General features: G+C 52.7%; 12 protein-coding genes. 8 read left to right on the forward strand and 4 right to left on the reverse strand.

What is annotated here, in order from left to right:
* Nucleotides 1-940, reverse strand: a 940-nt coding sequence (locus A918_RS0106845) for a D-glycerate dehydrogenase (protein WP_022710342.1), incomplete at its 3' end; no start/stop codon positions are given.
* A gap of 214 nt (nt 941-1,154) precedes the next feature.
* Between A918_RS0106845 and A918_RS0106850 the strand changes: the two genes are divergently transcribed.
* Together A918_RS0106850 and miaB are read left to right on the forward strand one after the other, a co-directional pair.
* Nucleotides 1,155-1,808 (forward strand): SH3 domain-containing protein, encoded by a 654-nt coding sequence (locus A918_RS0106850; RefSeq protein WP_245257298.1) that lies wholly within the window; start codon nt 1,155-1,157, stop codon nt 1,806-1,808.
* Between the two features lie 160 nt (nt 1,809-1,968).
* On the forward strand, nt 1,969-3,396 hold the full coding sequence (gene miaB / locus A918_RS0106855; protein WP_022710343.1) for a tRNA (N6-isopentenyl adenosine(37)-C2)-methylthiotransferase MiaB: 1,428 nt from the start codon (nt 1,969-1,971) through the stop codon (nt 3,394-3,396).
* 40 nt (nt 3,397-3,436) lie between these two features.
* On the opposite strand, the gene A918_RS21715 is transcribed toward miaB, so the two are convergent.
* Entirely contained in the window at nt 3,437-3,781 is a 345-nt protein-coding gene (locus A918_RS21715) for a hypothetical protein (protein ID WP_156831392.1), read from the reverse strand.
* Between A918_RS21715 and A918_RS19720 the strand changes: the two genes are divergently transcribed.
* From A918_RS19720 to msrQ, 5 genes are all read left to right on the forward strand, one after another.
* Nucleotides 3,773-4,813 carry a PhoH family protein gene (locus A918_RS19720; protein ID WP_033315941.1) on the forward strand — a complete coding sequence of 347 codons (1,041 nt, stop codon included), beginning with the start codon at nt 3,773-3,775 and terminating at the stop codon, nt 4,811-4,813. The two genes, A918_RS21715 and A918_RS19720, sit on opposite strands and share 9 nt — an antisense overlap.
* 93 nt (nt 4,814-4,906) lie before the next feature.
* Entirely contained in the window at nt 4,907-5,416 is a 510-nt protein-coding gene (gene ybeY / locus A918_RS0106870) for an rRNA maturation RNase YbeY (protein WP_022710346.1), read from the forward strand.
* A gap of 2 nt (nt 5,417-5,418) precedes the next feature.
* On the forward strand, nt 5,419-6,456 hold the full coding sequence (locus tag A918_RS19725) for a hemolysin family protein (protein ID WP_022710347.1): 1,038 nt from the start codon (nt 5,419-5,421) through the stop codon (nt 6,454-6,456).
* 273 nt (nt 6,457-6,729) lie between these two features.
* Nucleotides 6,730-7,683, forward strand: a complete 954-nt coding sequence (msrP, locus tag A918_RS0106880; RefSeq protein WP_022710348.1) for a protein-methionine-sulfoxide reductase catalytic subunit MsrP — start codon at nt 6,730-6,732, stop codon at nt 7,681-7,683.
* A 13-nt stretch (nt 7,684-7,696) separates the two neighbouring features.
* Nucleotides 7,697-8,371, forward strand: a complete 675-nt coding sequence (msrQ, locus tag A918_RS0106885) for a protein-methionine-sulfoxide reductase heme-binding subunit MsrQ (RefSeq protein WP_022710349.1) — start codon at nt 7,697-7,699, stop codon at nt 8,369-8,371.
* A 48-nt stretch (nt 8,372-8,419) separates the two neighbouring features.
* Here msrQ and A918_RS0106890 read toward each other — a convergent pair whose 3' ends face one another.
* A complete protein-coding gene (locus tag A918_RS0106890; protein WP_033315943.1) occupies nt 8,420-9,844 on the reverse strand; it encodes an MFS transporter in 1,425 nt (474 codons plus the stop codon).
* Nucleotides 9,845-10,001: 157 nt separating this feature from the next.
* Here A918_RS0106890 and A918_RS0106895 point away from each other — a divergent pair, with 157 nt between their 5' ends.
* Entirely contained in the window at nt 10,002-10,679 is a 678-nt protein-coding gene (locus A918_RS0106895; protein WP_022710351.1) for a metalloregulator ArsR/SmtB family transcription factor, read from the forward strand.
* 55 nt (nt 10,680-10,734) lie between these two features.
* On the opposite strand, the gene A918_RS0106900 is transcribed toward A918_RS0106895, so the two are convergent.
* Nucleotides 10,735-12,080 (reverse strand): M20/M25/M40 family metallo-hydrolase (locus A918_RS0106900; RefSeq protein ID WP_028233497.1); only part of this gene is annotated, 1,346 nt, incomplete at its 5' end.

The raw sequence follows: 12,080 nt of genomic DNA on the forward strand, positions 1-12,080 counted from the left end.
TGACGATGACTTTATCGCCCATATCAATACGTCCTTCCAGAGTGGCAGAGCCCATATGCGGCAGCATCACCACTTTGCCTTCAGAGGCCAGTTTCAGCAGACGCGGATCAACCGCCGGATGTTGTTCAAACACATCAAGACCGGCACCCGCGAGTTTGCCCTGCTCAATCTGATGGATCAGCGCATTTTCATCGACAATCTCGCCGCGAGACGTATTCACCAGATAAGCATTGGGCTGCATCAACTCGATGCGGCGCGCCGAAAGCAGATGAAATGTTGCCGGTGTCGAAGGGCAATTGACAGAAATAATATCCATCCGTGCCAGCATCTGGTCGAGGCTGTCCCAATAGGTGGCTTCCAGCTCTTCCTCAACCGCCGCATGAACCCGCTTGCGGTTGTGGTAATGGATAGCAAGGCCAAAAGCTTTGGCACGGCGTGCAACAGCGGTGCCGATGCGCCCCATGCCGACAATACCGAGGCGCTTGCCCCAGATGCGCCTGCCAAGCATCCAAGTCGGCGACCAGCCCGGCCATTCGCCGGAAGTGGAAAACACATTCGCACCCTGCACAAGACGACGCGGCACAGACAGAATCAGCCCCATCGCCATATCGGCAGTATCTTCTGTCAGAACATTCGGGGTATTGGTCACGGCGATACCGCGCTTGGCAGCAGCGGTTACATCCACATTGTCCACGCCATTGCCGAAATTGGCGATCAGCTTCAGATTGGCGCCTGCCTGCTCAATCAGCTCCGCATCGATCACATCGCGAATCGTCGGCACCAGCACATCGGCCTCGCGCATGGCCGCAGCCAGTTCCTCACGCGACATTTTATGGTCATCAATATTCAGGCGCGCATCAAACAATTCGCGCATGCGCGTTTCAACAGGATCCGGTAATTTCCGGGTAATGACGACCAATGGTTTCTTTTTGCCCGACATTTCTACCCCTTTGATGTGTCGCGTTGAGACCTCCTTAACCAAGAAGGTGCAGAGTGCGGCATTGTCACGGTTCATACACTGTCTAGCAAGGCAGACGAACAAAGACAAAGAAAAAGCGCCGGTTCTGGTCTCCTAACGTCATATTGATCTTACAGACCAATCTTGCAAACCGTCGGGATGACTATACCAGAATATAAGCCGGTCAGGACTGCGAATGAAACAGCATATGCATAAAACAGAAAAATCAAAATTTTGTCTGTTACTGGCTATAGGCCTGTTTTCCTGCCTGTTTCTGCTGTCCCCTTTATCCGGCTCGCATCATGCCTATGCACAGGACGCTTCCGAAGGCGCAGAACCCTCTTCCGCAGAAGAAGGCCCATCCGGTGAAGATGCACCGAGCAAAGAAGCAACCTCATCTGCCAATCTTGGGCCAAGCGGCCTGCCGATCCCGCGTTTTGTCAGCCTGAAACCTGCCCGTGTGAATATCCGCGTCGGTCCGGGGCGCGATTATGCAGTGTCATGGCTTTATACCAAATCGGGACTGCCGGTTGAGATCATTCAGGAATATGACAACTGGCGCCGTATCCGTGATGCTGACGGCACGGAAGGCTGGGTCTATCAGTCACTTCTGGCAGGCAAGCGCACCGCTATCGTTGCTCCGTGGGAGCGCGGCAAGGCGGATAATGTAATTGATCTTTACGCCAGCGCCAGCGACACATCCCGCGTTGTTGCCCGTGCTGAAGCAGGTGTCATCGCCAATATCCGTGAATGCACCGGCCAATGGTGTCAGCTCGAAACACAGGGCACACGCGGCTGGATCCGTCAGGGAAAAATCTGGGGTGCCTATCCGGATGAGGTTTTTGACTAGAGCATAATTTTAAAATGTTAGAGCGACCTTTGTGTGCCAAGCTGACACACGGCGCTCTAACCGGAGCATTGATCCGCTTTTAGAATATCTGGTCTTTCATGGTGTTTTGCGCGCATCTGTCCCCTTCTCAAGCTAAGGGAAAAGCGGTAAAAGCCGCGCCATGAAGGATCAAACAGCACCCAACCCGCATCATCCGGTCTCTGACACTCCGTTAAATGTCACTGCCTCCGGTAATAATCTGGCCAATAGCCGTAAGGTTTTTGTCAAAACCTATGGCTGCCAGATGAATGTCTATGACAGCCAGCGCATGGCCGACAGTCTGGCCGCAGAAGGTTATGTCACCACAGACAGCCCCGATGATGCGGATATGGTGCTGATTAATACCTGCCACATCCGTGAAAAAGCCTCCGAAAAACTCTATTCCGCGCTGGGTCGCCTGCGTAATTTGAAAAATAAGCGTCAGGCGGACGGCAAAGATCTGATTATCGGTGTTGCCGGTTGTGTGGCACAGGCGGAAGGCGATGAAATTCTGCGCCGTTCGCCGACTGTTGACCTCGTGGTTGGCCCGCAGACCTATCACCGCTTGCCGCAGGCGCTTGCTCAGGTACGTGAAGGCCGTCAGGTTGTCGATACCGAATATGCCGTGGAAGACAAGTTTGAGCATCTGCCGCTTGCCAGCCGTGAACAGGTACGCAAGCGTGGTGTTTCCGCATTTCTGACGGTGCAGGAAGGCTGCGATAAATTCTGCACCTTCTGCGTTGTGCCTTACACACGCGGTTCAGAAGTTTCGCGCTCCGTTGCCCAGATTATCAATGAGGCAACAAAGCTTGTTCAGGCCGGTGTGCGTGAACTGACCCTGCTCGGCCAGAATGTCAACGGCTGGCACGGCGCGGGCGATGACGGCCGCGAATGGGGTTTGGGAGAACTGCTCTATCGTTTGGCGGAAATTCCGGGCATTGCCCGTCTGCGTTATACGACCAGCCATCCGCGTGACATGGATGATGCACTGATCAATGCCCATCGCGATCTCGATATTCTGATGCCTTATCTGCATCTGCCGGTGCAGGCCGGTTCCGACCGCATTCTGAAGGCGATGAACCGCAAACATAAAGGTGAGGATTATATCCGCCTGATTGAGCGTATCCGTTCCGTGCGCCCTGATCTGGCACTGTCCGGCGACTTCATTGTCGGCTTCCCTGGTGAAACCGATGAGGATTTTGAGGACACGATGCGGCTGGTGCGCGAAGTGGGTTATGCGCAGGCCTATTCGTTCAAATATTCCTCCCGTCCGGGTACACCCGGTGCCGATCTGCCGGATCATGTGGAAGAATCCGTGAAGGACGAACGTCTGCAGCGCTTGCAGGCGCTGCTCAGCGAACAGCAATATGCATTTCAGAATAGTCTTGTCGGCACTGAAATGGATGTGCTGCTTGAAAAGCCGGGACGCTTTGAAGGGCAGATGATAGGCCGCTCACCATGGCTCATTCCGGTAATCATTGAAAATAATCCGGGTGAAGTCGGTGATATGATCCGCGTACGCGTCAATTCCACCGGCACCAACAGCCTTGTCGCCGAAAAATTAGCTTAAAGCATTTCCAGCAAAAGTGCGAAGCGCCTCTGTGGGGAAATCAGTTCGCCGGACTGATTTCTTTTCCCGCTTCGATGCGCAGGACAATGCGTAAAAATAAAAAATTTAGAGCGGTTTCAAACGTCAATTTTAACTGAAACCGCTCTAAATAACGTTCGCCTTGAACCGGCTCTGCTTTCCCGCGTGACAGTGTCATTAATCTGTACCATAATCGTGTCAGATATGATCCGTCACGGCGGATCAGCGCACTGACAATTAATAAAGCTAAACCGCAATCAAGGAGAGCCGGTTGAACGTCACCACGGGCAAACAGGTTAGCAAAGAACTGAAAAAACCCGCCACCACAATCCCTGCTCTGCAGGATGGCGCTTCTGATATGGCTCATATAGTCCTCGATTTTGACAGCAATCGGCTGGCGAGTGCGCTGTTTGGCCAATTCGACGAGAATCTCGCTTATATTGAGCAAAAACTTGGTGTTGATGTCCGCTCCAAAGGCAATCAGCTGATCCTGCGCGGTGAAGCAACCGCCACAGCACAGGCGCGGATGGCACTGGATCACCTCTATTCGCTTTTGCAAAAAGGTCATGACCTGAGCAAATCCGATGTCGATGGTGCCTTGCGCATGGCTGCAACTGCAACGCCGGTGCGTGATGACCAGTTGAGCCTGCCGACGCTTGAAACCAAAACCCGCCTTTCTGCGGCACAAATCTCCACACGCAAAAAGACCATCTTTGCCCGCACGCCGACGCAAGATGCCTATATGCGTGCGATGGAGCGCTCGGAACTGGTTTTCGGCACCGGCCCTGCCGGTACCGGTAAAACCTATCTCGCTGTTGCCCATGCCGCCATGCTGCTGGAGCGCGGACTGGTTGAGCGGATTGTATTGTCCCGTCCTGCGGTTGAAGCCGGTGAACGGCTCGGCTTTTTGCCGGGCGACATGAAAGAGAAGGTCGATCCTTATCTGCGACCGCTCTATGATGCGCTTTATGACATGATCCCTGCGGATAAAGTCGAGCGAGCACTGGCCGCCGGTGTGATTGAAATTGCACCTCTGGCCTTCATGCGCGGCCGTACACTGGCACATGCGGCTGTTATTCTCGACGAGGCGCAAAACACCACATCCATGCAGATGAAAATGTTCCTGACCCGTCTGGGTGAAGGTTCGCGCATGATCGTCACCGGTGATCCGAGCCAGATCGATCTGCCCGCCGGTCAGAAATCCGGCCTTGTGGAAGCGCTGGAGATTTTGGGCGATGTTGAAAACATTGTCACCGTGCGCTTCAGCGACAAAGATGTGGTGCGCCACCCGATGGTTGCAGCTATTGTCCGCGCCTATGAAAAACGTGGTGCGGCCAAAACGCTGAAACATCATAAAGTTAGTGTGACTGAGGGTGAAAACACGCCTTCGGAAACCTAAATAGGTTTTTAGATTACAAATTGACTTTTATAACAGCCCGTCTCTTTGCAGGCGGGCTGTTGTCTTAACAATAAACCGGTTCACGAAACAAAAATGATTACAATCGACATTCTCATTGAAAGTTCTCTTTGGGAAACCCCGTCGGGGGACGACAATGAAACCTATGAAACGCTTGCCCGATCCTGTGTCGATGCCGTCTGGGCGCGGCTTGAACTGCCGCAGCAAGAGACCGAGCTCAGCCTTGTTCTGACCGACGATGCCTCGATCCGCACCATCAATGCGCAATGGCGCAATAAAGACAAAGCCACCAATGTGCTGTCTTTTCCGGCCTTTGACATCGCGCCGGGCGATGCTCCGGGGCCGATGCTCGGCGATATTATTATTGCGCGGGAAACTGTCGAACGTGAAGCTCTTGAAGAAAACAAAAGCTTTAATCAGCACCTGCATCACATGATCGTGCATGGCCTGCTGCATCTGCTGGGTTACGATCATGAAGATGATGAGGAAGCAGAAGAAATGGAGGGACTCGAGCGCGAAATTCTTCATGCTCTTGCCATACCTGATCCTTATACTGTACATTCAACCGATAATGAAAACGATTGACCATGGCTGATCAGACTAATCACAATTCTTCAACGGGCGCTGTTCACAGCGACGCCGTTTCTCAGAACGATCCGGAAGCGCAGAGTACGGGGCAAAATCCTGCACGAGCGGCAGGATCTGAAAAACGCTCACTCCTTTCCGGATTATTTCCGTTTCTCCGTTCGCGCCAGACCAGCTCGATCCGCGAAGATTTGACGGATGCGCTGTCCGATGATGCGAACAGCGACACAGCTTTTTCCGCCGAAGAAAAGGCAATGCTCAACAATATTCTGCGCCTGCGGGAACTTCGCGTTGATGACGTGATGATCAGCCGCGCTGATATTGAAGCTATCGAATATTCAACACCGCTGGGTGAGCTGCTGGAACTGTTTGAGTCCTCGGGCCATTCTCGTATGCCGGTTTATGTTGAGACGCTCGATGATGCGCGCGGGATGATCCATATCCGCGATGTTCTCAACTACATCACCCGCATGAGCAGGCAACAGCCTGCCGGTTCGGAACAGCCAGCCGCTGCCAAGCGCTATGATCTGTCCAAAATTGATCTCACAACACCGATCAATGAACTGAACCTGATGCGCAAGGTGCTGTTCGTCCCTTCCTCCATGCTGGCAAGCAGCCTGATGGCGCGTATGCAGGCAAGTCATATTCAGATGGCGCTGGTGATCGACGAATATGGCGGCACAGACGGCCTCGTCTCGCTGGAAGACATTGTTGAAATGGTTGTCGGCGATATTGAAGACGAACATGACGATGAAGAATTGTCCCTGATCCGCAATCCGGACGGCTCCTATACGGTTGATGCCCGTGCGGAACTGGAAGAACTCGAGCAGCTGATCGGTGCAGGCTTTACGCAGGGCGAAGACAGTGAGGATGTGGATACGCTCGGCGGTCTCATCATCTCGGCTCTGGATCATATTCCGGAAACCGGCGCGATCATTGATGTGTTGCCTGCCTACGAACTGGAAGTGCTGGAAGCCGATTCACGGCGCATCCATAAAGTGCGCATCACGCCGCGAAACGGGGATTATTTCCAAGGCTAGAGCGGTTTACGTCCAGATTGGATCATAGCGCTCGCTCTAGATTCTTTATTTGGTCGCATTATCACGGGCGTCAAGTTGATCCAACTTGACTGTGAAATGCTCTAAAAAGGCTCCTTCGGGAGCCTTTTTTATTGTTTCACAATATTCAAATCTCACAAAGCGCGTTTTAGTAACTAAATTCCACCACAGATTTCCTCTAATATATTACCCGATATTAATTCCGCCCTATTCCCCTATAATTGCACTGACATAAGTCTGCAGGGAGCAAGTGCTATGTCTAAGTCATTTTTTAAATCCGGTATCGCATCCTCTGAAATCACCAGTCAGACATTTTACTTGCGGCGACGGGAATTTATCAAGACAGGCATCGCTGCCGGTATTGGTTTGTCTCTCGGTGGCCTGCTACCGGATATTGCCTCAGCCAAAGATAGTGCTGACGGCTTTAAAACCGATGAGACGCTGACACCAAAAGACTCAGTGCTGACCTATAATAATTTCTATGAATTCGGCACAGGCAAATCCGACCCTGCCAGCTATTCCGGCGGTTTCAAGCCGCGTCCGTGGACCATCGAAGTCGGCGGCATGGTAGCAAAGCCTGCGACTTTCGATATTGATGACCTGATTAAGACGATGAGCATTGAGGAGCGCATCTACCGGATGCGCTGCGTTGAAGCATGGTCGATGGTTATTCCCTGGCAAGGCTTTCAGCTGTCAGAATTGCTGAAGCGTGTTGAGCCGCTGAGTTCTGCTAAATATGTGGCCTTTGAAACAGCTCTGCGGCCAAAAGAAATGCCGGGTGTCGGCGGTGCATTTGCGGTACTTGACTGGCCTTATCGTGAAGGACTGCGTCTTGACGAGGCAATGAATCCGCTCACATTGCTGGCAACCGGCCTCTATGGTGAGAACCTTGCCAATCAGAACGGCGCGCCTGTACGTCTCGTTGTGCCTTGGAAATACGGCTTTAAAGGCATCAAATCGATTGTCAAAATCACACTGACAGATAAAGAGCCGGTGACTGCATGGAAAATGCAGAACGCTTCGGAATATGGTTTCTATGCCAATGTTAATCCGGCGGTGGATCACCCGCGCTGGAGCCAGAAGACTGAAACACGGATTGGCAGCGGCAGTTTCTTCTCGCCTGACAGACGCGATACGCTTCCATTTAACGGCTATGGCGAGCATGTTGCCCAGCTCTATAGCGGTATGGATCTGACCAAGAATTATTAGAGCGGGAACCGGCATGAAACCAGATATCGCTGCGCAAACCATCGCTATGCCCCGCACAACCGGTAAACAGACAGCCGCGCGTAAGCCGCCGGTCAAAATCCCCAATAACCCCTGGCTGCGCTGGGGTATTTATGTTGTCGGCCTTGCACCGGCAGCATGGGCATTCTGGCTGGCAGCCACCAATCAGCTTGGCGCGAATCCGGTCAAATCATTTGAGCATCTTCTTGGTATATGGGCATTGCGCTTTTTAATCCTGACCTTGCTCGTCACACCGCTGCGCGATTTATTCCGGCTGAATTTCCTGCCCTATCGCCGCGCTCTCGGGCTGCTGGCGTTTTATTATGTGGCGATGCATTTCGCGACTTATATCATTCTCGACCGTGGCCTGAACTGGCCGGATATCGTGAAAGATGTAACACAACGCTGGTTTATTATTTTCGGGTTTATCGGCTTTGTCATGCTGATTCCGCTGGCAATAACTTCAAACCAATGGTCAATTCGCAAATTGAAGAATAACTGGCAGAACCTGCACCGGCTGATTTATATCATTGCTCTCGCCGGTAGTTTGCATTTTCTGATGTCGGTCAAAAGCTGGCCACCTGAGCCGCTGATTTACGGCCTGATTATCATTGTACTGGTTTTGTGGCGCTTTGTACGCCAGCCCTATCTCGCCTATAAAAAAAGCTGACCGGATAATAACCGGTCAGCTCTATCTTTTTAACGTAAGCGGCTGATTTTACCAGCGTTTCACCATGCGCGAGGCGCACAGGAATGCCAGTAACGGCCCCACGCCGAAGCTCAAGAAAAGCCAGAATGCAGCACTGGATGTACCGGCAATTCCACCCGGAACTGTGAGGCCACCAAGGCTGGTGACCATACCGGCCATTGCCGCACCGAGACCGGCAGAGAACAGCTGCACAGTGGTAATCGCAGTTGATGCCAGATCCTTCTCATCAGTCGGTGCAACTTTCAGCACCCGTGTCAGCAGATGCGGCCATGTCATACCCACGCCACAGCCCACAGCGATGAAACCGGCGCAGAGCGGCAGCAATTCCAGATAGGTACCATTGCTGGAAAATGGCAGCAGAAGCAGCAACAAAACCATACCGGCAAAAGAGGCCAGCGGGCCGATAATAATCACATCACGCACACGACGCGATGAAATCCCCGAGCTCATGATTGAGCCGAGTGTCCAGCCTGCGCCCATCAGCGCAGCCAGATAACCGGCAACCAATGGCGACTGGTTATGCAGCACCTGCAGGAACAGCGGAATAAACACTTCCACGGATGTGACCGTCAGCGCCAGCAAAGACATGGTTACGATCACAGGCCCAAGCGGCTGGCTGAAACTGAAAGAGCCACGCGGCAACAGACGATTTTTACTGGTGGCTTCCAGACGGATCATCAGACCGATCAACAGGATCGCCATGCTGATACCAATCACATTCCAGATCACTTCAGAACTGACACTACCAAGCGATACCGCAAAGACTGCAAGTGTCAGCAGGCTGAGCTGTGCAAAAGGCAGACGATTTGTGTCTTCCTCTTCATGGCGTACATCCGGCAACACAAACAGCGCCATTACAGCAAAAAGCAGCGCTGCAGGAACAACCGACCAGAAAGCAGCACGCCACTCGCCGAGTTCAGCGAAAATACCGCCCACAGCAGGGCCAACCAGTGTAGCAACGCCCCACATGCCGGAAATCAGCGCCATAGCGCGCGGCCACAGCGCTTCGGGAAATACGATACGGATCATGGCATAGGACAAAGCCAGCATGAAACCGCCGCCGAAGCCCTGAATGAAACGACCGACCAGCAAAACCTGCATTGTCGGCGAAACAGCACAAATCAGGGTGCCGAGAGCAAAAACACTGGCCGAAATGGCATAGGCTTTGCGCGGGCCGGTTTTACGCAGCAGTTTCACAGCCAGCGTTGAGCCGATAATGGATGCAACGACGAAAAGAGTGGTGTTCCACGCATAATAATCCAGCCCGCCAATATCCGAAACGACGGAAGGCAGAATGGTTGTAGCAATATAAACATTAACAGCATGAAGCGCGACGCCACCTGCGAGCGCCATGGAACGAATGGCATTTTTGCCAGTCAACAAATCTCCCCAGCCAACTTTGTGGTAGCTGGTGAGTGATGCCGGGTCAGACATTTCAATCTCCGGACAGCTATCAAAAACCATGAGTTCCGGCGGGAATGCGCCTGTGTTTCTCATCAATTTTAACCGGAACATACCGGTCGGGTTGCAAATCCCTGAGGGAGCCGTTAATTATGCAAGCATAAACTTGGAATATTCAGCAGGAGATCAAATGTCAAGTTCTGACATTATCACTTCGGATGAAATGAACAGCGCTGCACAACAAAGCACCGCTGATCGTCTGCTGTTTATTCTTAAAACCCGTGGCCCGCAAACAATATCGGAACTTGCACGACTCGCAGGCACGGGTGCGGAAAATATACGCCAGCAATTACAAAAATCTGTGACAGAAGGCCTGATTGAACCCTATGCCACAGAAAAAAAACCAAAAGCCGGACGACCTGTGCAGTTTTGGCATCTGACTGAGAAAGGCAACAACCGCTTTCCTGACAGCCATGCGGAGCTGACCGTTAGTTTATTGCGCCATATGAGCAGTCTGGGTGAAGACCTGACTGAGCGCGTGATAACCTTGCGCGAACAGGAAATACTCAAAAACTACCGCACAGCCATGCAGGATATGACAGCGCTGGAACAACGCATAGACTGCCTTGCAGAATTGCGCAGTCAGGAAGGCTATATGTCGGAATGGACAAAGCAGCCGGACGGTTCATGGCTGCTGATTGAAAACCACTGCCCTATCTGCGCTGCGGCCACAGCCTGCCGGGGCTTTTGCCGTTCCGAACTCAATATTTTTCAAGCCATTCTCGGTGACAATTGCAAGATCGAGCGCTGCGAGCATATTTTACTCGGCGCACGACGCTGCGCCTATCGCATTACTCTAGCCGGATAAACAAAGGCGATCCGGCTAAATGCCGAACCGCCTTCATCATGTTTATACAGTTCTGCTATTGCGGCGCAGTCAGCTCAGGAAATTTAACGCCGAGCTGTTCGAGATAAGTCGGATATTTCTCCGCATCATAATAGAGCTTCTGCATTTCAGGGCGAAACTGCTGCATAATCTCCGTATTCAGCTGAATTTGCGGCTTGTCATCCGCACCAAGCATCGGCAGATATTTCTGATCCTTCTGCTGCACATTGGTAAAATAATCCTGTGCCGCAGATACCAGTTCCGGCTTGGTCAGAAGATCAACGCCAGTCATGGCAATGACCTTCGATCCGGCGACAACGCCCTTATGAGCAATTGGTGTGGCCATCGACATGGCATTCGACCAGTGATGCCCCGGAAGGTTCGGAATATTCGACGGATAGTTCAGCGTGATTGTCGGCACAATCCATGACACATCACCGATATCATCCGAGCCGCCGCTTTCAGGTTTTTCCGGCGGTGGTGCCAGTTTCTTCAGCTCTGTCGCCAGCCCGTCTTCCTTGCCTTTCACAGCCTTCTGCACAGCTTTGGCAAAGCTGTTTTCATCGTCAGTCCATTTCGGCAAGCCAACCTCCAGAATATTGGCATAGGCTGCCTCCGCCATAGGCTTGTTGAAATGGCGCGGTGCTGCTGTGCCGATAATCTGCCGTTCCACTGTCGTGTCAGACATTTTTGCCGCTGCTTCAGACATGGTATTGGCTATCGCGAAATTCTTGGCAATATTCTCAAAATCCGTCTCGCGGATAAAATACCAGACACTGGCAACAGACGGCACCACATTCGGCTGATCGCCGCCGTCAGGGATCACATAATGCGAGCGCTGTTCAGGCCGCAAATGCTCCCGCTTCATGTTCCAGCCGATATTCATCAGCTCTACGCCATCAAGCGCACTGCGTCCGCGCCATGGTGCACCGGCGGAATGAGCAGACTCGCCGCCAAAAGTATATTTGACCGAGACCATACCGGTGCCATTGGCTGCGCCCCACGAGGTTTGCAGATTATTGCCGACATGGGTGAACATCACCACATCCGCATCCTTGAACACGCCGTCACGCACCATATAGGCTTTGCCGCCCAGCAACTCCTCTGCCACACCCGGCCAGAGCACCAGCGTGCCGGAGAGTTTTTCCTTCTCCATCAGGTCTTTCATCGCCAAGGCTGCAACCACATTCACAGCCTGCCCCGAATTATGACCTTCCCCGTGACCGGGTGCGCCCTCAATCATTGGCTTGCGATAGGCAACACCGGGCATCTGGGAGGTTTTCGGCAGACCATCAATATCACTGCCCAATGCAATCACCGGCTTACCGGAACCCCAGCGCGCCACCCAGCCGGTCGGCAGACCGGCAACGCCGCGCCCAATAG

The organism is Pseudochrobactrum sp. AO18b (assembly GCF_000409565.1).
Taxonomy (GTDB): Bacteria; Pseudomonadota; Alphaproteobacteria; order Rhizobiales; family Rhizobiaceae; genus Pseudochrobactrum; species Pseudochrobactrum saccharolyticum.

Excerpts from the sequence above, each read along its gene's own strand:
- A918_RS0106850 (WP_245257298.1), top strand. The coding sequence starts at position 1,155 with ATGAAACAGCATATGCATAAAACAGAAAAATCAAAATTTTGTCTGTTA.
- miaB (WP_022710343.1), top strand. The coding sequence starts at position 1,969 with ATGAAGGATCAAACAGCACCCAACCCGCATCATCCGGTCTCTGACACT.
- A918_RS19720 (WP_033315941.1), top strand. The coding sequence starts at position 3,773 with ATGGCTCATATAGTCCTCGATTTTGACAGCAATCGGCTGGCGAGTGCG.
- A918_RS21715 (WP_156831392.1), bottom strand. The coding sequence starts at position 3,781 with ATGAGCCATATCAGAAGCGCCATCCTGCAGAGCAGGGATTGTGGTGGC.
- ybeY (WP_022710346.1), top strand. The coding sequence starts at position 4,907 with ATGATTACAATCGACATTCTCATTGAAAGTTCTCTTTGGGAAACCCCG.
- A918_RS19725 (WP_022710347.1), top strand. The coding sequence starts at position 5,419 with ATGGCTGATCAGACTAATCACAATTCTTCAACGGGCGCTGTTCACAGC.
- msrP (WP_022710348.1), top strand. The coding sequence starts at position 6,730 with ATGTCTAAGTCATTTTTTAAATCCGGTATCGCATCCTCTGAAATCACC.
- msrQ (WP_022710349.1), top strand. The coding sequence starts at position 7,697 with ATGAAACCAGATATCGCTGCGCAAACCATCGCTATGCCCCGCACAACC.
- A918_RS0106890 (WP_033315943.1), bottom strand. The coding sequence starts at position 9,844 with ATGTCTGACCCGGCATCACTCACCAGCTACCACAAAGTTGGCTGGGGA.
- A918_RS0106895 (WP_022710351.1), top strand. The coding sequence starts at position 10,002 with ATGTCAAGTTCTGACATTATCACTTCGGATGAAATGAACAGCGCTGCA.